Origin of the sequence: Bacillus sp. SIMBA_026 (assembly GCF_046535335.1) — a bacterium.
Lineage (GTDB): Bacteria > Bacillota > Bacilli > Bacillales > Bacillaceae > Bacillus > Bacillus velezensis.
Genome location: NZ_JAWRWX010000002.1, coordinates 1020979 through 1040174, shown reverse-complemented (window position 1 = coordinate 1040174; position 19196 = coordinate 1020979). Strand labels below are relative to the sequence as shown.

The window sequence follows — 19196 nt, the reverse complement described above, 5'->3', positions numbered from 1 at the left end:
TATTTCTTAACTCATTTTTAATTTAATTTTCTTATTATTTAATGATTATTACTATTTTCTTTTAACTCTTTTATATATTTAGGTATAAGGTCAAACCAATTCTTTCCCAAGTTCTCATCAAGGAAATGAAGTAATTCTTGTCCTCCTATTAATTCCACACTTGGATTTTCCTTTGCAAAATTTATAGTCCCTCTAGTAAAACCCTTAGCACCAATCAAAACGCCTTTTGTTGCTTTTGCATGTGTTATAGACCCCAATAAAGCTCTTGCCTTGTCTACACGTACATTCGTTTTGTATCTTTTACATTCAATAAATAGTCTTTCCTTTCTACCAATCTCTTGATTTTTAGCAATAACATCCTTCCCCCCATCGTTAGAAGATGGAGTAAGTTGTACATCATATCCTAAAGATTTGTATAGCTTAGCAATTAAATACTCGAATTCACGAGGACTAAGGCTTAGTAAAGTGTCAACACTATAATCATTTCGAAGATATCTGGCTCTAATTAATACTTGTGCATCATAAAGTCCATTCATGGCCATATCTGGTAATGTCATGAAATGCGCTTTTTGATAAGCTTCTATAACTTCAAGGGCTGTTTTAGGTGAAAAATGTAATAACAAATCTAGTATCCATGTTATTCCTTCATAAGCATAGCCAGTTTCATAATAGCGACGATAAAACTCATTTGGATATTCTTTCATTTTTTTCACACCATAAACCATCGCATTATAATTATCTATTCCGTAGTTCCCTGAATGAACAAGTAGCATTCTGAGTAAGTTCTTAAATTCTTGAATACTATAATGATCAATTTTATTTATGTATTGGTTTAAATAATCATCAGAAGGGAAACAATTATTTGGAAATATTCTGTCTCCTTTATCAGAATTCATTAACTCAATCCATTTCTCTAGCGTCATTTTACCTTCTTTAATTAAATGAGGTATAAATATTACATTACTCACTAAAAATCCCCCCGATAACTTGCAATTTATTATTTTTTATCATGCATACTACCAATGAATATTAAAGTAGTCTATTATTCAACAATAAAAAGAAATAGAGCTCAAACAAAGAGAGCTCTATTCTTATAATAATATGGAATAACATGTGATGGAAGAGGATTGTCTATTAGGGGTTATATTCACTACACTTTTGGATATTCTAATAGACATGGCACCAGTGACACGTCGAATAGCCGATGCTGACAAGAACCGGCTTGTTTTCGCGTTTTGCTTTTTCGAAGGCTTCTTCTCCCCAAGGGTGCCAGTTGACTGGATTGTGGGCGTGTTGAAGTAAGTACGGTGACTTCTCTGTGATTAAGCTGTTGGGTTTGCTATTGTTTGGCATGGGCTCACCTGCTTTCTATTCATATTTGTACGTTTAACATACCACAATCCTCTAAAAAAATTCAGACACTCAACTTTGTGAACCACACCCAAGTCATTAAAAAGGAGAACTGCTTATGACTCTATTTTCAGGGTTAAACTTCATCTTTCCTTATTGCTTTTTAGATAAGAAGTAAGGATTTAAAATCTTTATCATTTTATTTACTGTTAGATAAGTGAAACACACCCCGGCGACTGTAACCATCCCGCCTGTCAGTGCAATAAACGTGGGTACTTCACCTAACCACACCCAAGAAATGACCAAGGCTATAGCGGGTGTTAAATAAAGTGAAATGGTTGCTTCTGAAGCACCGACGAGTGAAGTGACATACGCAAGTGCAAAGTAAGGCACAACCGTTGGTAATAAGCCTAAGTAAACGATAGACAATGTTGAGTTCATTGAAGCGTTCAAAAACTCTTCCCCTAAGCCAGGCAGAAATACAAGCATAGGTATTGTCGCGCCCCAAATAGTGAATGTAACGAATGGAATAAAACCATACTTTTTTATATAGCGAGTTTGAAAGACAAAATAGATACTCTCTGAAAAAGCAGCCAGCAGAATGAAAAGAATGCCTTTTGCTGAATGAGTATAGTTTCCTGCCCCAAATGAAATGATCGACACACCCAATAAACTTATGATAGAGCCAATCCATTTATAAAGCCCAAAATGTTCACCAAAAAAAAGACGAGATAACATTGCAGAAAAAATAGGTGTCATGGTCACGAGTAAGCTTGCTACCCCTGCGCTGACTGTTTTTTCTCCGATATTCAGCAAAATGTGATATAGTGCAAAACCTAAAAATCCTAAAGATAAAATAGCAGGGATATCCTTCATGTCAGGTAAACGCATATGAGTCAAAACAGCAAAAACCACCAGTGCCATTGACCCAATCAACAAGCGAAACAAAGCGAGGTGTTCCGGTGTGTAACTCTCCAAACCCGCGCGAATTCCCGGGAAAGCTGATGCCCACAACCCAATCATCAGACTGTAAGATATGCCGATTCGAACTGTTTTCTTTCGCATCCTTCTCACTCCTCTTTACAAAAACCAACCAGTTATTTAATGTGTTCTATATTAATAAAGATTTGATGATATGACTTCAACCAGTTAAATAGATTTTGATCCAACCACTTTAAGGAGGATACTTTTTATGAGCGCTCCAGAAGAAAAAAAGATGAAAAAGCTTCCTAAGTACATACAAATCATTCAATTTATAAAAGAGAAAATAGGAAATGGAGAATGGCCGATTGGAAGTAAGATTCCAAGCCAGCGCACGCTTGCCAAACACTTTGAGGTGAATAGGAGCACAGTCATTACAGCTTTAGAGGAATTGATGGCGGATGGATTAATCGAAGGCAGAATGGGCAAAGGGACAGTTGTTACGAACAATACATGGACACTTTTGGCTAAGAATTCCGCCCCTGATTGGGATCAGTATGTAACCTCCGGAATCCAGCAGCCAAGCCAAAAAATCGTTCAAGAGATCAATAAATCAGAATCAAATTCTGATCTTATACAGCTCAGTAAAGGAGAACTTTCACATGAGATTTTTCCTTTAGCTGCTATGAAAAAGATGATGGGAAAAGTATCTCAAAACATAGAGGCATTCGGATATGAGGAACCAAAAGGATATTTACCTTTGAGAGAGGCATTAAGCGGCTATTTAAGAACAATCGGCATTCAAGCTTCTCCTTCTTCCATTCTTATTGTTTCGGGCGCACTGCAAGCCATACAGCTTATATCAATGGGGCTTTTACAAAGGGGATCGACCGTATTTCTCGATCAGCCGTCTTATCTTTATTCGCTGCATGTATTTCAGTCAGCCGGGATGAAGCTGACTGGAGTTCCTATGGATAATGATGGACTTTTGCCTGAACATATCCACATGGCAAGGGGGGAGCGGGGGAGGGCTATCTTATATACAAATCCTTGTTTTCATAACCCGACAGGTATTTTAATGTCAGAACGGCGACGAGAAGAAATCCTTGCGGCAAGTGAGAATGCACAGCTTCCCATTATTGAAGATGACATTTATCGTGAGTTATGGATAGATGAGATTCCTCCAGATCCTATTAAAACAATTGATAAAAATGGGCATGTGCTTTACATAGGCAGTTTATCGAAAACATTAAGTCCGGGTTTGAGGATTGGATGGATCGTCGGTCCGGAACCAGTGATTGAACGTTTATCCGACATAAAAATGCAAACAGATTACGGCTCCAGTTCGTTATCCCAGAGAGTAGCGGCAGAGTGGTTTACATCCGGTGAATACCAGCAACATCTAGAACAGGTGAGAAGGCAATTAAAGGTGAGAAGACAATTGGTCATGAGTCTTTTAGAAACCAATTTGAAGAATGTCGCTGCATGGAATATGCCGAAGGGAGGATTCTTTGTCTGGGTAAAAATATTGCCTCCACTATCTATGAAATTACTTTATACAAAAGCTTTGACAAAAGGGATACTTCTCAATCTCGGCAGTATCTATGCTCAAGAAAAAGGGAATTATATTCGCTTATCATATGCTTATGCATCTCTTGAAGACCTTCAAAAGGGAATTTATGAATTGGGTTTGATGATTAAAGAATTGGCAAGCAGATAAATATATAATGATTACTTTAATAGAAAGAGACATGCTATCAATGACAAGAATCGGCTTGTTTTCGCGTTTCGCTTTTTCAAATGCTTCTTCTTCCCAAGGGTGCCAGTTTATGGGGGTGTGGGCGTGTTGGAGTAGATAGGGGGACTTCTCCGTGGTTAAACTGTTGGGTTTACTATTGTTTGGCATGGGGTCACCTGCTTTCATTCGCATTTTGTTGATATAGATTTACTGTACCATAATGCTGTTTAGTTATTCTTTCTTGTCTTTTTTTAAAGATGGAAAGGAGTAGTTGGTAACATGCTCTCATGAAGAAGAAAGTTATATCGATACTGAAGATGATAAAGAAATACAAAGAATATTGAGCATACCAGGATTAAAAGTGCATTTTGAAAAATGAAATTAAAATTATTCAATTGGGATTTTTTGTTTATTTCTTGACTAATACATATTGTTTATCTTCCAAATAGAATATATGACTAAGGTGATTTATATCTTTAAACTTTATATGTTTTCCAAATTGTGAATTATTTAAATTGATAACGACATCCATACTTTCATCTTTATCTTCATCTTCATATCCGTCTAAGCAGGAATATATTTCAATTGATTCACCTTTTGACAAGTGTTTTTCGATGAAAAGAAAAAGTGATTTAATAGATTTACGTTGGCCAGGTGTATTGTTGGCGTGTAAGTACCCTTGTAATTCATATATATAAGGATGTGTGAATTTGTTTCTGACTGCTTCATATTCAGGATCTAAATGAACAATATCAATTCCGTATGCATCTTCCTCTGTGTCATAAACCTTTACAAGTGAATTTTCGCTGTTCTTTCGATTTTTTTTAACTTGAGAGCATTTGTTGACATCAATTCCTTTTATTTTTAGTTCAGAAATGGGCTTAAGTGTAGGATTCCTGCCATACTCACCAATAGGAAGTTCTTTGTCAGCCCCAATAAAATGATGTAAAGTCAATCTATTTCCTCCTTTATCTTATACAACTAAAAATACTCAATCTGACTTTGGATAATGAGATCTTTTTTGGTGTGTTTTACTATGATACCCCGTGTTTGCTTGCCTCATCAAGGCTTGATAATGTTTGGAGGCTGAAGATGGATGATGTGACTGATTTTTAGGCACAAGTTTTTCTTTAGGGAGAGAGGAACCGAATTGAATTAATTTAATTTAATTGTTATATTGTCGACGCATACTCCATCAATGTCCATTTAGATTGTATGTTTACAGCTGCAGCTTTTTCTTCGACTATTTCTAACGTTCTTTCAATTTGATTATATATGTATCCGGAAAATTAAGTATACCGTTTGACCAATTCCGCGTTATGAAGATTTCGTTGCCAGAATACCAACAATTGAAGAAAAATTGAAGCAGAATAGCATTAAATCTACTCTGCCGGATGCTCATGCTGCTAAGATGAAAAGGGCGGGCGCATTATGGGGAGAGGGGAATCTTACACACTTATCTGCAGCTTCACCGACATACTTTGTAAAAGAACCCCAACAACTTCTTCGCATTCTGCAAGACAACAACTATTCCGCTGCTTTTTAACATTCTCACATTAAAGGATTCAGGATAAAAAAGCCGCCAACAAAGCGGCTTTTCTTAAGTTAAGATGCAAAATGTAAAAAAAGGTTAATTTCTGCTCTCCTTGTTTTTATTCAAACTTCAATCTGTATGGCTATGTCTCTCCTAGAAGAACAGCGGCTTGGTTCTTTAAGAGTAAATCATTTAATCCAAAGCGCTATGACTCCTGCAGATGAAATTCAGATTATTGGGCTGTATAACCGCCGTCCATTACGACTGCCTGCCCTGTAACTCCTTTAGTTTTGTCACTGGCGAGGAATACTGCGTAATCAGCGATTTCTTGCACGGTTAACAAACGTTTTTGAGGAACCAAGGGGTAAATGACTTCTTCAAACACCTTTTCTATAGAAATGCCTCTAGTCTCTGCAATATCTTGTAACTGGTTTTGCACCAATGGAGTGTCGATATATCCCGGACACAAGGCGTTGACAGTAATTCCGTATTCCGCTCCTTCTAATGCTGATACTTTAGTTAAACCGATCAAACCGTGTTTAGCGCTGCAATAAGCTGCTTTCCCTGCAAAACCAATTAAACCATTTATGGAAGCCATATTGATGATGCGGCCAAATTTTTGTTTTTTCATCAAAGGGAACGCTCTTTTTGTCGCACTAAAAGGAGCAGTAAGCATTAATTTCAGCATAAATTCAAATTTATCAGTCGGGAAGTTTTCTATATCCGACACATGCTGAATCCCCGCATTGTTTACCAGAATATCCAATCGCCCAAAGGTTTCAAGTGTCTTAGAGAAACTTTTTTCAACTTGTTCTTCGTTTGTTACATCACAAACTGCAGAGAGGACTTCGTATCCTTGTCCCTTAAGTTCCTCAGCTGCATGATGCACGGCTTTTTCGTTCAAATCGGAAATTACCACTTTTGCGCCTTCTTTAGCGAATTCACGTGCAATTTCTAAACCAATTCCGCTAGCCGCGCCTGTAACAAGAGCAACTTTACTTTCTAATAATTTACTCATAGTAACCCCTCCAGGAAACATTTTGGTCTCCTAAAAGTTTACACCCGGCAATTGTATAAGTAAAATGAATAAAAGGAATATAATGTATTCGTTAAACTTATGGAATGGAGATCATACGATGGATATACGCCAAATCACTTACTTTCTTGAAGTTGCTAAATCCAACAGTTTTACTAAGGCATCAGAAAATCTGCATTTGTCACAGCCTGCCTTAAGTAAGATGGTTAAAAGTTTGGAAGAGGAATTAAAGGTTGAGCTCATTGATCGATCCGCTAGACAGATCGCATTGACAGATGCGGGCGAAATTGTATTTGAGCAAGGCCAAATGATTATGAAGTCAATAGATGACTTGTCGACGAACTTATACGATCTTTTACATTTAAAAAAAGGAAAAGTGAAAATTGGAATACCGCCGCTTATCGGTGTCTTGTTTTTCCCTAAAATCATTAAAGGATTTAAACAATTGTATCCTGATGTGAACATCAAGCTGATAGAACATGGGGGAAACAAGGTGAAACAGGAGGTTGAAGATGGAGTACTGGATCTTGGAGTGGTTATTGAACCAGTGGACGAAGAGCAGTTTGATATCATTCCATTGCTTAATGAAGAACTGATGCTCTTCGTTCATTCCGCTCACCCGCTTGTTCATAAAGAGATTGTGGAAATGCAAGACTTGAAAAATGAACCTTTCATCCTGTTTAGTGAAGACTTTTCTCTTCACGATCGGATTATTCAAGAGTGTATTAGAGCCGGTTTTCGTCCAAATATTGTTTATGAAAGTTCTCAATGGGATTTTATCAGCGAAATGATTGGAGAAGAACTAGGTATCTCCATTTTCCCTCAGTCTATAGTGAAAAAGACTGATCAAAGTTTAGTTAAGGCAATCTCCATTGTTAATCCATCAATTCCTTGGAAAGTGGCGATTATTTTAAAAAAAGGTAAATACGTTTCACACGCAGTACGCGAATTTATCCGGTATATTTCATTTTTTTGTAAGAGTAATTACGTAAATCAAGATCACTCATGAAAAAAATGAATGGTTTTTATAGTTTTTATGTATTTTACGGTTAGAGAGGGCTGCGATATATTATCTTATGTCAGAAAATAAGTACCTTTCAGGAGGAAATTCAAATGGATCAAAGCCGTTACCAGCAAGGTTTAGACAAATTAATGGAGTACACTTTAACAAGCGATGATAAAATCTCTACGCATTTAAAGATTTCTGAAGACTTGAAAGATATCGCTCCAGATGTAAGTAAGTACATTATAGAATTTGCTTACGGAGATATATATTCACGGCCGGGATTAACCAATCAACAGCGTGCGCTTGTTACCATTTCATCCCTTGTAACGCAAGGAACCGAGCCTCAGCTTGAACTTCATATCAATACAGGGCTTACATCCGGATTAACACCGACTGAGATTGTAGAGAGTATCACCCAATTGGTTCCTTATACAGGCTTCCCGCGTGTACTTAATGCTCTTTCAGTGGCTAAGAAGGTGTTTGCACAACGACATGTAGAAAGCCATTGAGAAATAAAGAGCTTGTATGGAATGCGGGATGAAGTAGTATAAACTCATCAATAGAATATACGCAAAACGACAGCCTATAAGGCTGTTTTTTAACATTAAAATGTCTGACCTCTTTTTTGTTTTTCGGTTGATCATATGTAAAAGCGATTATATTAATCGCTTTTTGATACTTAGAAACATGCTAAGCTTTGACCTCTTTATCAGTAAGCACTTTTAAAGCATCTCTCACTTTTAAGGCGAAGTTGACAGGTTTATCAATCGCTTCGAAATGAATATACATCAGTCTCGGTTTATCAAACAGCCAGTGATTGTGAAGTGACGTTACAATCAGATCATGTTTCCGAAGGACGCTGATAAATGGATTGATTTCTTTTTGCAGAATTACAGTTTCTCCGCTGCAAAGAGCACGGCCGTCTTTTGTCATTGATTCAAATGAAAACATTTGCGGAATGAGCAAAAATGATCTTCCGGGCCGTCCCAGTACAACCGGTTTTATATTTGTTCGTGATCTCATTACTGTACAAATTCCATTTTCAAACGTATGCATGGTTCCGCCTAGAATATCGTTGAATTCGTCACAAAGACCATGCCGTTCAATCATTTCCCCGTCAGTTTTTGGTACCGCACGCACAGTTTTAGTAGTCAGAACCCTCAGGGCCTCTCTCACTTTTCTTGCAAAATTGAGAGGTTTATCAATTGATTCAAAATGCATAAACATCAGACGCGGTTTATCAAACAGCCAATGGTTATGAACGGCCGTTACGATGATACCGAATTTGCGCAGCTCACTCATTAACGGATTCACTTCTTCTTGCAGTAAAACAGTCTCACCTAAACATAAAGCTCTGCCTTCCCGGTCCATGCTTTCAAATGAAAAGGCCTGAGGAATAAAAGGAAATGCCTCAGCTCTTCTTCCGAGTACCACCGGATGAATGTTGCTTCGAAATCTTGTCGCCGTACATACGCCATTTACGACACTGGGCGTTGAATTGAGAATTCTAGCAAATTCTTTGCAGAGCCGTGATGGCTCCATACTCGTTTCTTCCACTTCATATCTCCTCCTGGAATCTATTTATAACGTACTTAGTAGTAAAGATATGTGAAGATAGAAAAAATGTAACGCGTCAGCAGTCCATATTAGAGAGAATCAGCCTTTCTTGCATAATTTGGGGTTTTCTTCCTTTTTTATAATCTCTTTAACTGTTAATTTTTAATAGATTAAAAGCTTTTGATCGGACTATTTAAGAAATGAAAACATTATAAATTGGTGGTTTTATTCCAGCTTTGATTTTTTTGTGGCGGCCATTTGTGACAAGCACCGGCTGCGCACACATACCTTATAGTTGTGACTGAGTTTCAGAATATGAAAAAAAGCCTTTATACAAGGCTTTCGGTAAATAATTCATACAGCCGTTTGGCTGCTCATTAGTGACAGCTCACAGCTCTTTTGTCATTAAGACATGCGGGATGCCGTCTTCCATAAATTCCGGTGAATCTGTCTGATAGCCCAGTTTGTGATAAAAGCCTTCCGCATGTGTTTGTCCATGCAGTTTACATTGGGTGATGCCTTTTTCTTTTACCATGTTTTCTAATTCGCTTATGATTACTTTGCCCAACCCGTATTTGCGGTAAGGCTTCAGGATGCAGATTCGTTCGAGCTTGCCTGTATGGTTTACAATGCGGACGCGTCCTGTGCCGGCAGGCTGACTTTCATGATAAACCAAGACATGCCCGCACTGTTCCCCAAGCGTATCGAACTGATCAAATTCATCGGATTCAGGTACTTGCTGTTCCTCAATGAATACTGCTTTTCTAATCTCAAGCGCTGCTTGCAAATCAATTTCCGTTGTTATTCTTTTTATCCTCATGATCAATCAATCCTTTTCACATATTAGTCTGGACTGCACGGCTTGCTTGTGGTCTTATAGAAGTAACGATAAAACAATTATATTGCATATGCGACAAAAACATGAAGGGTTTGAAAAGATATGACTGATATTTTGCGGGAAATCGGCATGATCGCACGGGCACTGGATTCCATCAGCAATATTGAATTTAAGGAATTAGACTTAACAAAAGGGCAGTATCTCTACCTTGTGCGTATATGTGAAAACCCGGGAGTGATACAGGAAAAAGTGGCGGAAATGATTAAAGTCGACCGAACAACAGCGGCGAGGGCAATCAAAAAACTGGAAATACAAGGGTTTATTGAAAAGCGTCCTGATGATCAAAATAAAAAAATAAAAAAGCTGTTTCCGACTGAAAAAGGGAGAAAGGTTTATCCATTATTGCAAAGAGAAGGAGAGCATTCTGCGGAGGTAGCCCTGTCTGGTTTTACATCTGAGGAAAAAGAAACCATTTTCAGCCTTCTTCAGCGGGTGAGAAAAAATATAGAACATGATTGGGAATATGTGAAGAAGGGGAATAAAAGAGATTATTAATGGTTATTAGTTCCTTTTAGTGAATGATTACGTTGTGAATGATTAAAGTCATAAATGGATACGTTATCTGTGAAATCTCCTTCCTCGGTTCCTGCTTCAACTAGCCGATAGGCTTATTTTTAACGAAAAGTATCAATTATGGTATATTTAAATAAGAAAAAATAATTGAAGCGGGGAATGATATGAGTACAATCGAAAAACAAAGACGTAAGAAAATCAGAGCGAAATCAATCGTACGGGCCATCATGGTCATCATCGGCGGAATTATTGCCGCGTATGGACTGGAAACCGTATTGATTCCGAATAGTGTATCTGACGGCGGTGTAACCGGACTCAGCATTGTCTGTTCACAGCTGTTTCATTTGCCTCTTGGGATCTTAATTGCGGTGATCAATATACCGTTTGTCTGGTTGGGATATAAGCAAATCGGGAAAGGTTTTGCGTTTCTATCCATTATCGGCATTATCTCACTTGCCGCAGGCACGAGTTTTTTCCATCACACTCCTGCTATCATCGAGGGAGACACCCTGCTAATCACCGTTGTCGGGGGGATTATTATCGGCTTTGGAATGGGATTGGCATTGCGCAACGGCGGCGCATTAGATGGAATTGATATGCTGGCTGTGCTTCTGTCACGGAAATTGCCGTTTGGCACGAGCGACCTCATTTTATTTTTAAACATGTTTGTGTTTATTTTTGTTTCTTTTGTATTTGGGCTGCAAGGCGCATTGCTTTCCGTCATTGCTTACTACATTGCATCTAAGGTGATTCATGTGGTTGAGGAAGGCTTAAGCGGTTCTAAAACATTTCAGATTATCACCAATGAGCCTGCATTAATGGTAGAGACCATTCGTGAAGAATTGGGCCGGAGTGCTACTTATAAAGAAGCATACGGCGGTTTTTCTCATGAAAAATTCCAAGAAATCACATGTGTCATCAACCGTTTGGAAGAAACCAAACTGAAAGAAATTATTAATGACATTGATAAACAAGCCTTTGTGACGGTATATGATGTCGCAGAAGTAAAAGGCAGTAATTTCAGAAAAGTCCATAATCATTAAGAAGCGAGCTGCCGTTAATCGGCAGCTTTTTTTAAACAAGGAGAAAATACTTGCAAAATTAGAATGAAGGCTGTATATTGTTGATATATCAAACATTGACTAGTCAATTAATTGCGCAAAAGAAAGTGGGGATGGGTTTTGACAGCATGTTGTTCAGAGGAAGGCGAGATTTTATATCAGCTCCAATCACTGCATAAAGTGATCGGCACGAAGTTTGAAGCGTGCACCGGAATCAGCCAATCCCGCCTTGAGCTTCTCGCCGTGCTTTTTTACGTCGATGAGATCAGCCAAAGCGATCTTCAGAAAAAGGTGAATATTGATGGCGCAGCCGTGACAAGACACTTGAAACAGCTTGAAGCCAAAGAAATGGTCACAAGAAGGCGGAAGCCCGAGGACAACCGAATTATACTTGTCCGGCTTACTGAACAGGGGCGGGAGAGAATTGAGGCTTCCAAAAAGGAGAAGGAGCGTTTCATAAAGGAAATGCTTGCCGGTGTCAGCGAGGAAGAACGCAGTATGTTAAAAAACGTATTGTCACAGATGCAGAATAATATAGAAAATATGAAAGCATAGGAGTGTTTTACACATGAAAACAGAACTGAAAACAAACGACTTTATGGACATTATGAAAGGCCGCCGTTCCATTCGGAATTACGATCCGGCTGTTAAAATCAGCAAAGAAGAAATGACTCAAATCCTGAAAGAAGCAACGACAGCGCCGTCTTCAGTCAACGCGCAGCCGTGGCGTTTTCTCGTCATTGACAGCCCTGAAGGAAAAGAAAAACTCGCGCCGCTTGCCAGCTTTAACCAAACACAAGTCAGCACATCATCTGCGGTGATCGCGGTTTTCGCAGATATGAACAGTGATGACTATTTAGAAGAAATTTATTCAAAAGCGGTCGAACTGGGCTACATGCCGCAGGAAGTAAAAGACAGACAAATCGCTGCGTTGACAGCACACTTTGAAAAACTTCCGGAGCAAGTGAACCGTGAAACGATTCTGATTGACGGAGGACTCGTTTCCATGCAGCTGATGCTTACGGCACGCGCACACGGCTATGACACAAACCCGATCGGCGGCTACGATAAAGAAAAGATTGCCGAAGTTTTCGGAATGGATAAAGAGCGTTATGTACCGGTCATGCTGTTATCAATCGGAAAAGCGGCAGACGAAGGATATGCTTCCTACCGTCTTCCTATCGAAACAATCGCACAATGGAAATAAGGTTGAAGTGAAGCTGAGAGGAGAGGGACAGTGGACATGATTGCGGCTGTTTTCGTTGGAATTGTAGCTTTAGAACATATATTTATCATGATACTTGAAATGTTTTTTATCAATTCGAAGGCAGCCAAGCGGTCCTTCAATTTGCCGAAGCATTTAGAAGGTGATCGGAATGTAGCGGTCATGTTTGCAAATCAAGGTCTGTATAATGGATTTCTGGCTGCCGGCCTCATTTGGGGGCTGATCCTCGGAGCTGATCCGATTGGCCATATGATTCAAATGTTTTTCGTCATCTGCGTGGTCATCGCGGCCATTTTCGGAGGCTTTACTTCAAACAAATCAATTATCGTAAAACAAGGACTTCCGGCTGTTTTAGCGCTTATTTTTCTTTTACTGGCGTAGCAGACGGAGTTTAGGGCTTCCGGAATGGGAGCCCTCTTTTTTTATTCTGTGTTGAAAATTATTCCTGATATGCATCACTATAGATCGGGTGACGTATGGATTGGCATCAGATTCATTATTTTCAGACAGTGGCGCAATATTGCAGTCGCTTGGAATGAGTATGATTCCGGATGTAATCAGCTCGTTTCAACACATATATCTTCATGTCAATTTTCAGTTGACCCAAGCGTCAAATCAGCTGCCGCTCCGACTCCATGTCAATCTGTTTTTTAAAAAAAGCTGATCGGCAAATATGGTATGATTTACATAATCAGGGAGTGAGGTTGCAGAGGATGAATATGAAGAGGGCGTATTATGCTATTTTATACAGCCAGACCGCTATCAACTTGGGGTTCTCACTTTATACGATGGCTGTCATCTTGTTTTTGTTTACAAAAACCGATTCGACGGCGATGGCCTCTCTTATGACGTTCGTCAGCATTGTATGTCGCGTATTGGGCAGCGCCGTTTTGCCGCTGGTCACCGGCCGGTTCACGCTTCGTTCTTTGTTAATCGGTTCTCAATTGATACAGATCACACTGTTAGTCTGTTTGTTTTTTGTCATCCAAACCGGTTCATCCGCATTCTTTTTTCTGCTGTTTTGTCTGATCGGAGGCATTTCTTTTTGCAACGGATGGTTTGCTCCGATAAAAAGCGCGCTGATTGGGGAAATCATTCCTCCTGATCGAAGGGCGAAAGCGAACGGTTTATTATCTGCGGCGGATCAGACCGTTCAGTTTGCGGGGTGGTCTCTCGGCGGCGTCATCATAGCGTTCTTGGGAGAAAGCGATACAATGATCATCACTGTCATGTTATTGGTTTCTTCGGTTTTGGGCATCATTCTGTTTCTTCAAGTACGGATGTGTGCGCCGGCAACAGTCAAGGAACGTTCCCTTTTTGCAGATGCGGCAAGCGGCTGGGTGTATTTATTTCAGCAAAAACAGCTCAGGGTTCTCATTGTGATGGATGTGATCGAATCGTGGGCAGGCATGATATGGATCGGGTCTGTGTCCTTGACTTATGTGCATGACGTCCTTCATAAAGGAGAGGCTTGGTGGGGGTATGTCAACGGAGTCTATTATGCAGGGACGATGATCGGCGGACTGATCATCTATAAGTTATCCGGTAAGTTTCAGCATCATCTCATTCCGCTTATGCTGACGGGAGCCTTGGCATATGGAATGTTCACGTTTATTTATGGGTTGATCACAAGCGCCGTTACGGCCCTTTTTCTGGTGCTGTGTATGGGGCCGGCTTGTGTATTACGAGATCTCACGCAGGAAACATTACTTCAAAACATCACGACCGAAAAGACACGGGTCAATATATTAGCAGCGAGATCAGCTTTAGTTCAGTTCATTTTTATGTTTTCCATTATTGGAACGGGGGTCATCTCGGATGTATTCGGCGTGCGGTTTATTTATATTGGCGCAGGCCTTCTCTTATTAATTTCGGCTTTTTTTGGATTTTCTCAGCTGCGAATGAAGAAGATGGTACAAAGCCGCATGTAGTGTAGTATAATTAGGAACGTACGTTCTATATCGAGAGAGGAGAGGGTAATGTGGGACATCTGGCACTGCAATTGTATGATTATCATCTTTGGGCAAATCAGCAAATATTCACCCGGCTTAAAGAGCTTCCGGAGGATGTGTATCGTAAGGAGATTCAAAGTGTCTTTCCGTCGATAGCCGGTGTATTGACTCATGTGTATCTGTCGGATAAGGGGTGGTTTGATGTGTTCTCCGGAGAGCGTCTGGAGGATACGCTGAAATCAGCTGAACAGCAAAAAGAGGACATCTTGTCTAAAGAGATAGAAGAGCTGGAAGATATGTTCTCGGAATTATCAGACCGGTATCAATTATTTTTGCAAAAGGAAGAAAATATCAGTCTCCCCCTTGAAATAGAGCATCCGTCAGGTGACATCATGAAAACCGCAGCGGCCGATATGATCCTCCATGTTGTGAACCACGGAACGTATCATCGCGGGAATATAACAGCCATGCTCAGACAGATGGGGTATGCTTCTGTGCCGACGGATTACGGTATGTATTTATATATAAACAAAAAGTAAACAAGACAGCCAATGCGGCTGTCTTGTGATATCAGTAAAAAAGCCAAATCATATGAGTGATTTGGCTTTTTCGTTTGCTTATGCCATGTTCTGCAGCCGTTCTAAACTGTTTTTCCAATTTGCTTCAAGCGCTGTAAAAGCAGCGGCGGCATCTTGCTGTTCTAATGCGTGAATGATATCAGAGTGTTCATTATATGATCTGTTTAAAGCGCCGTTTTCACTGAAATAGCGGATTTCCATTCTCTGAATTTTGACTTTCAGGCTTACAAGCAATTTGTGAAGTTCGGCGTTGTCCGCAAGCAGAATGATGCGCTGGTGAAATGCATTGTCCGCTTCCAGGATGGCCGGTTTATCGCCGTCTTTCATTGTTTGAAGAAGATTTTCATTCAGCTGTTTCAATTCCTGAATCACGGCATCGTCCACATGCGGGAGAGCTTGCTGCAATGCGAGTTTTTCAAGCGTCCAGACGATGGAATACAAGTTTTCCGCTTCTTTTAACTCAATCGGAGCGACAAGCGTCCATCTGTTCGCTTTTGTTATCACCAAGCCGTCATCTTCCAGCCGCAATAAGGCTTCCCGTATCGGGGTGCGGCTGATTCCCAATGTTTCCGACAAATCCTTGTCCTTTAACTTTGTTTCCGGTTTGAGCTTGCCCGTTATGATCCAGTTTCTGAGTGTGCGATACACTTCGTCCCGCATGATGGTTCTTTTCAGCACAGGTTCTTTGTTTTGATTATCCAATGGAACACCTCATGAATCGTAGTATACATATTTGCATTTTACCACAGTCCGGGCGCTGGTTAGAAATGAAGAGGGACGTCTAAGAATGAATCGAACCGAGATGCTTCAACTCAATATGCTGAAAGTCAGCGGAGCCGCCTTCAGAAAAGAGCGTGATTCCCTGATCTTCGTGTTTTGGGAACACTTCATTTGTCAGAACGGTTTTTCCGTCGTCTGCAAATACTTCAATACTTGTTTTGTCCACGAGAATTTTCAGGTGGACGCGCCCTTTGTTTCCGTCAAATGGGGCTTTGCTTTCGGCGTATGCGCCGGTTTTATCAGGCTGGTCTGTAAACGATCTGTTCACATAGGCATAGCCGTCTTCTGCTGAAATACCGACATCAATATGCCGGCTTTGGTCTGCGGATTCTCTGAGTCTGACGCCTGCATTTTTGATATCTGACCAAGCGATGTCCATATCAAGCTGATATATATCACCTTTGATCGCCAATGTCTCTGAACCGTTCACCTGTTTGTGTTCTATGCTGTCAGTTGAAGATGTTAATTTGTTCAACGCTTCAACCGGCTCTGACACAAGGCTGTATGTGCCGCCGTCCTGCTGCTGAAGGCGGATTTCACGGACGATAGAATCCGTGCCGTTAAAGCCGTTTTTTAGTGTCGGTGTTTCATTCGGATAATCCCAATTGTTCATCCATGCCAGCGCATAGCGTTTTGTCAGCGGATCTTCGCTATTACCGTCTTCAAATGTGACGCCGCCGTACCAGTCAAAGCCGTAATCGAGCCATTGCGGTTCTTCTTGATCGGCGGTAAATTCCTTCCCGTCAAAGTTTCCGGTCCAATACGCGTACGTATTCGGTTTGCCTGCGGGTTTGCCGTTTGCGCTTACGCCCAGAACCCACTTGGCTGTTCCGTCATCTGCACGCATCATATAAAGGTCGGGGCATTCGACGAGGCCGATCTGCTGAGTGATAAAACCGCCCGTGTATGTCCAATTTTTTAAATCGGGTGATTCATAAAAACCGATTTTTTCGCCTTCGGCCATGGCCATCACCCATTTGTCATCCTGTTCATCCCAGATCACTTTCGGGTCCCGGAAATCCTTAGTTCCCGGATTTTTCATCACGGGCTGATCACTATAGGAAGTAAACGTTTTTCCTTTATCCGTGCTGTACCATAAATATTGTTCCTGGGCTTTTGTTTTGGCTGTCGGCTGCGTTGTGACGGCGACCAGCGCGTTTTTGCCGAAGCCCGCGGTGTTGTGTTTATCAATGACGACAGAACCGGACCAGATATCGCCGTTTTCGTTGGTGTATTTCGGAATAGCCGTGCCTTCGTCCGTCCAGTGCACCAAGTCCTCTGATACGGCGTGCCGCCATTCTGTGCCGTTGCCGTTCGGGTAATCCCGATTATAAAGATAGTAGTAATGATATTTCCCCTCGAAAAAAATGGGCTTTTGAGGGTCGTTTTTCCATTTGTCCGGGGTCGTAAAATGATACGCCGCCCGGTAATCTTTCTTATGCTCCGTGTTTGTGTCAGAGGAATTGTGGCTTTTGTGCGGCAGTAAGCCGACAAACAGGAACGCACCCAAAAAGATCAATATTACAATGGGCCATTTTCGTGCCATGATTGAATTCACCATCTTGTTTAGAAATAAAAGAAAATGCCAATGAAGTATCGGCATTTTCTTTTTGTTGTTATTAGTTGTTAACCGTAAGCTGTCCTTGTTCAAGGATGCTGTTTTTAACAACGGATGTTTTCTTGTTTTTGATGTTCAATAAGAAGCTTGGCGCAAATGTTGCCTTTTTATCCTCAAAGAAGCCTCTGTTTGTCATGTAGCTTGTGATCACGACATTGTTGCCTTTGGCTTGCGGCACTGCGAAGTGAGAGTAAGTGAACGTCACATCGTTAGGATCAAGACCCATTTGCAGTACAAGACCAGTTTTGTTCAGCGGCTTGTAAGGACCTGTTAAAGAGTTTGATACATAACCAAGCATGTAAATATCATTTGAGTTAATACCGTCGATCGTCATTTTTGAACCGCGTGAATCAGTGAACAGGTACCATTTACCGTTCATTTTGAAAACATTCGCGCGCTCGATTTCATCAGTTACCGTGTTTGAAGTGATCAGCGGCTTCATGACTTTTTTCAATGTGTAGTCATTGTTTAATTCTACGATACCGAGGGCGCCGTTCGCTAATTCAGCATCGCGTTTTTTAGCGCTCTGCTGAAGCTTCTGACTTTCTTTACGGAAGAAGTTTGTGCTGCCGCCGTAGTACGCTTTGTTAAATAAAGATTCTTCGCCTTGGTATCCGTTATCTGTTCCCGTGTTGGCTTCGAATACAAGGTATTTATGGCCTTTGTCTTCAACGTAGTGAGGGTCTCTCAGCGTATGGTTGTCGCCGGATGTATAGTTCCCTTCATCGATAAACTGCTGAACGTTTTGGTATGTTTTTCCGTCACCGTCAAAAATCGTTTTATGATCTTCCACTCCGTTGATCTTGAGCGTGTCATCAGATTTTGACACATTTACCTGCGCCGTTGTCAGGCTTTGTTTGCCGTAATGTGTACCGGAAAAGTCAGTGTAGAATAAACGGATTTTTCCATCAGATGTAAAGGTTGCAGAACCGGACCATTCTTGTGTCTGTTCTTTCAGGATTTCATCGTTGGCGTCGAACTTATCGCTGTCTTTAAAGACACGGCCCGCGTTTTTCCAGCTGTCGATCGAGTTGTCGCCGACTTTTTGATAAAACATGTAGATGGATGTGTCATCAGCGTCTTTCGGGCTTCCGGCAAGAGCAAACACGACGTGATAGCCGTTGTATTCAGCTACTGTTCCGTCAGCGTTTTGGAGCGGCCAGCTGTCCCACACATCCAGTCCTTTTGCGGACTCGATATTTTTAATTGTTGATTGGTCGAATTGAGGCACTTGGTATTTTTCACTTTGCTGCTGTTTAGGGATCTGCAGCATATCATGGCGTGTGATGTGAGAGACGCCGTACGTTTCTTTGTAAGGTTTTTGGGTATTTTCTTTCGCGAAGGCTTGAGTCGCTCCTCCTGCCAGAAGTGCAGTCGTAAAAGTTAGAACTGTGGCTCGTTTTGCAAATTTTTTGATGTTCATGTTCAT

19 protein-coding genes and 2 pseudogenes are annotated in these 19196 nt (G+C 40.7%); 10 read left to right on the top strand and 11 right to left on the bottom strand.

The genetic code is table 11. The features are described 5' to 3' along the window. Positions 1-38 precede the first annotated feature (38 nt). From SB847_RS16035 to SB847_RS16025, 3 genes and pseudogenes are all read right to left on the bottom strand, one after another. On the bottom strand, positions 39-968 hold the full coding sequence (locus tag SB847_RS16035; protein WP_410564369.1) for a restriction endonuclease: 930 nt from the start codon (positions 966-968) through the stop codon (positions 39-41). 205 nt (positions 969-1173) lie between these two features. Further along, positions 1174-1353 (bottom strand): annotated as a pseudogene (locus SB847_RS16030) (DUF255 domain-containing protein); the annotation flags it as partial. 150 nt (positions 1354-1503) lie between these two features. Further along, complete coding sequence (locus SB847_RS16025; protein ID WP_410564367.1) at positions 1504-2415, bottom strand: DMT family transporter; 912 nt, start codon at positions 2413-2415, stop codon at positions 1504-1506. Between the two features lie 127 nt (positions 2416-2542). Here SB847_RS16025 and pdxR point away from each other — a divergent pair, with 127 nt between their 5' ends. After that, positions 2543-3991 carry a MocR-like pyridoxine biosynthesis transcription factor PdxR gene (gene pdxR, locus SB847_RS16020; RefSeq protein WP_410564365.1) on the top strand — a complete coding sequence of 483 codons (1449 nt, stop codon included), beginning with the start codon at positions 2543-2545 and terminating at the stop codon, positions 3989-3991. 42 nt (positions 3992-4033) lie between these two features. On the opposite strand, the pseudogene SB847_RS16015 reads toward pdxR, so the two are convergent. From SB847_RS16015 to SB847_RS16005, 3 genes and pseudogenes are all read right to left on the bottom strand, one after another. Continuing rightward, a pseudogene (locus SB847_RS16015) lies at positions 4034-4177 on the bottom strand (DUF255 domain-containing protein); the annotation flags it as partial. Between the two features lie 241 nt (positions 4178-4418). Next, positions 4419-4964 carry a hypothetical protein gene (locus SB847_RS16010; RefSeq protein WP_007615038.1) on the bottom strand — a complete coding sequence of 182 codons (546 nt, stop codon included), beginning with the start codon at positions 4962-4964 and terminating at the stop codon, positions 4419-4421. Between the two features lie 811 nt (positions 4965-5775). Next, positions 5776-6561, bottom strand: coding sequence for a 3-hydroxybutyrate dehydrogenase (locus SB847_RS16005; protein WP_410578015.1), 786 nt, complete (start codon positions 6559-6561; stop codon positions 5776-5778). A 118-nt stretch (positions 6562-6679) separates the two neighbouring features. On the opposite strand from SB847_RS16005, the gene SB847_RS16000 reads away from it, so the two are divergent. Both SB847_RS16000 and SB847_RS15995 read left to right on the top strand, forming a co-directional pair. After that, positions 6680-7588: a LysR family transcriptional regulator gene (locus SB847_RS16000; RefSeq protein WP_044802304.1), complete on the top strand. Its 909-nt coding sequence runs from the start codon at positions 6680-6682 to the stop codon at positions 7586-7588. A gap of 104 nt (positions 7589-7692) precedes the next feature. Then, entirely contained in the window at positions 7693-8094 is a 402-nt protein-coding gene (locus SB847_RS15995) for a carboxymuconolactone decarboxylase family protein (RefSeq protein WP_007615035.1), read from the top strand. A gap of 181 nt (positions 8095-8275) precedes the next feature. On the opposite strand, the gene SB847_RS15990 is transcribed toward SB847_RS15995, so the two are convergent. Further along, positions 8276-9142, bottom strand: a complete 867-nt coding sequence (locus SB847_RS15990) for a DUF1259 domain-containing protein (RefSeq protein WP_012118923.1) — start codon at positions 9140-9142, stop codon at positions 8276-8278. Between the two features lie 388 nt (positions 9143-9530). Continuing rightward, positions 9531-9962: a GNAT family N-acetyltransferase gene (locus SB847_RS15985; RefSeq protein ID WP_032875371.1), complete on the bottom strand. Its 432-nt coding sequence runs from the start codon at positions 9960-9962 to the stop codon at positions 9531-9533. 120 nt (positions 9963-10082) lie between these two features. Between SB847_RS15985 and SB847_RS15980 the strand changes: the two genes are divergently transcribed. From SB847_RS15980 to SB847_RS15950, 7 genes are all read left to right on the top strand, one after another. Further along, on the top strand, positions 10083-10535 hold the full coding sequence (locus SB847_RS15980) for a MarR family winged helix-turn-helix transcriptional regulator (protein WP_007615031.1): 453 nt from the start codon (positions 10083-10085) through the stop codon (positions 10533-10535). Positions 10536-10717: 182 nt separating this feature from the next. Next, on the top strand, positions 10718-11596 hold the full coding sequence (locus tag SB847_RS15975) for a YitT family protein (protein WP_044802306.1): 879 nt from the start codon (positions 10718-10720) through the stop codon (positions 11594-11596). A 111-nt stretch (positions 11597-11707) separates the two neighbouring features. Continuing rightward, positions 11708-12169: a MarR family winged helix-turn-helix transcriptional regulator gene (locus tag SB847_RS15970; protein WP_169510223.1), complete on the top strand. Its 462-nt coding sequence runs from the start codon at positions 11708-11710 to the stop codon at positions 12167-12169. Positions 12170-12182: 13 nt separating this feature from the next. Beyond that, a complete protein-coding gene (locus SB847_RS15965) occupies positions 12183-12821 on the top strand; it encodes a nitroreductase family protein (RefSeq protein WP_044802307.1) in 639 nt (212 codons plus the stop codon). A 30-nt stretch (positions 12822-12851) separates the two neighbouring features. Then, the gene (locus tag SB847_RS15960) at positions 12852-13220 is read left to right on the top strand and encodes a DUF1304 domain-containing protein (RefSeq protein ID WP_082998133.1); all 369 of its coding nucleotides are present in this window, start codon (positions 12852-12854) and stop codon (positions 13218-13220) included. Positions 13221-13552: 332 nt separating this feature from the next. After that, on the top strand, positions 13553-14770 hold the full coding sequence (locus SB847_RS15955; protein ID WP_410564356.1) for an MFS transporter: 1218 nt from the start codon (positions 13553-13555) through the stop codon (positions 14768-14770). Positions 14771-14820: 50 nt separating this feature from the next. Next, complete coding sequence (locus SB847_RS15950) at positions 14821-15330, top strand: DinB family protein (RefSeq protein WP_007409866.1); 510 nt, start codon at positions 14821-14823, stop codon at positions 15328-15330. 78 nt (positions 15331-15408) lie between these two features. Here the strand turns inward: SB847_RS15950 and SB847_RS15945 are convergent, their stop codons facing one another. From SB847_RS15945 to SB847_RS15935, 3 genes are all read right to left on the bottom strand, one after another. Then, the gene (locus SB847_RS15945; protein WP_335495591.1) at positions 15409-16071 is read right to left on the bottom strand and encodes a GntR family transcriptional regulator; all 663 of its coding nucleotides are present in this window, start codon (positions 16069-16071) and stop codon (positions 15409-15411) included. A 79-nt stretch (positions 16072-16150) separates the two neighbouring features. Continuing rightward, a complete protein-coding gene (locus tag SB847_RS15940) occupies positions 16151-17695 on the bottom strand; it encodes a glycoside hydrolase family 32 protein (protein ID WP_410564353.1) in 1545 nt (514 codons plus the stop codon). 73 nt (positions 17696-17768) lie between these two features. Next, on the bottom strand, positions 17769-19190 hold the full coding sequence (locus SB847_RS15935; protein ID WP_032875393.1) for a glycoside hydrolase family 68 protein: 1422 nt from the start codon (positions 19188-19190) through the stop codon (positions 17769-17771). Positions 19191-19196 lie beyond the last annotated feature (6 nt).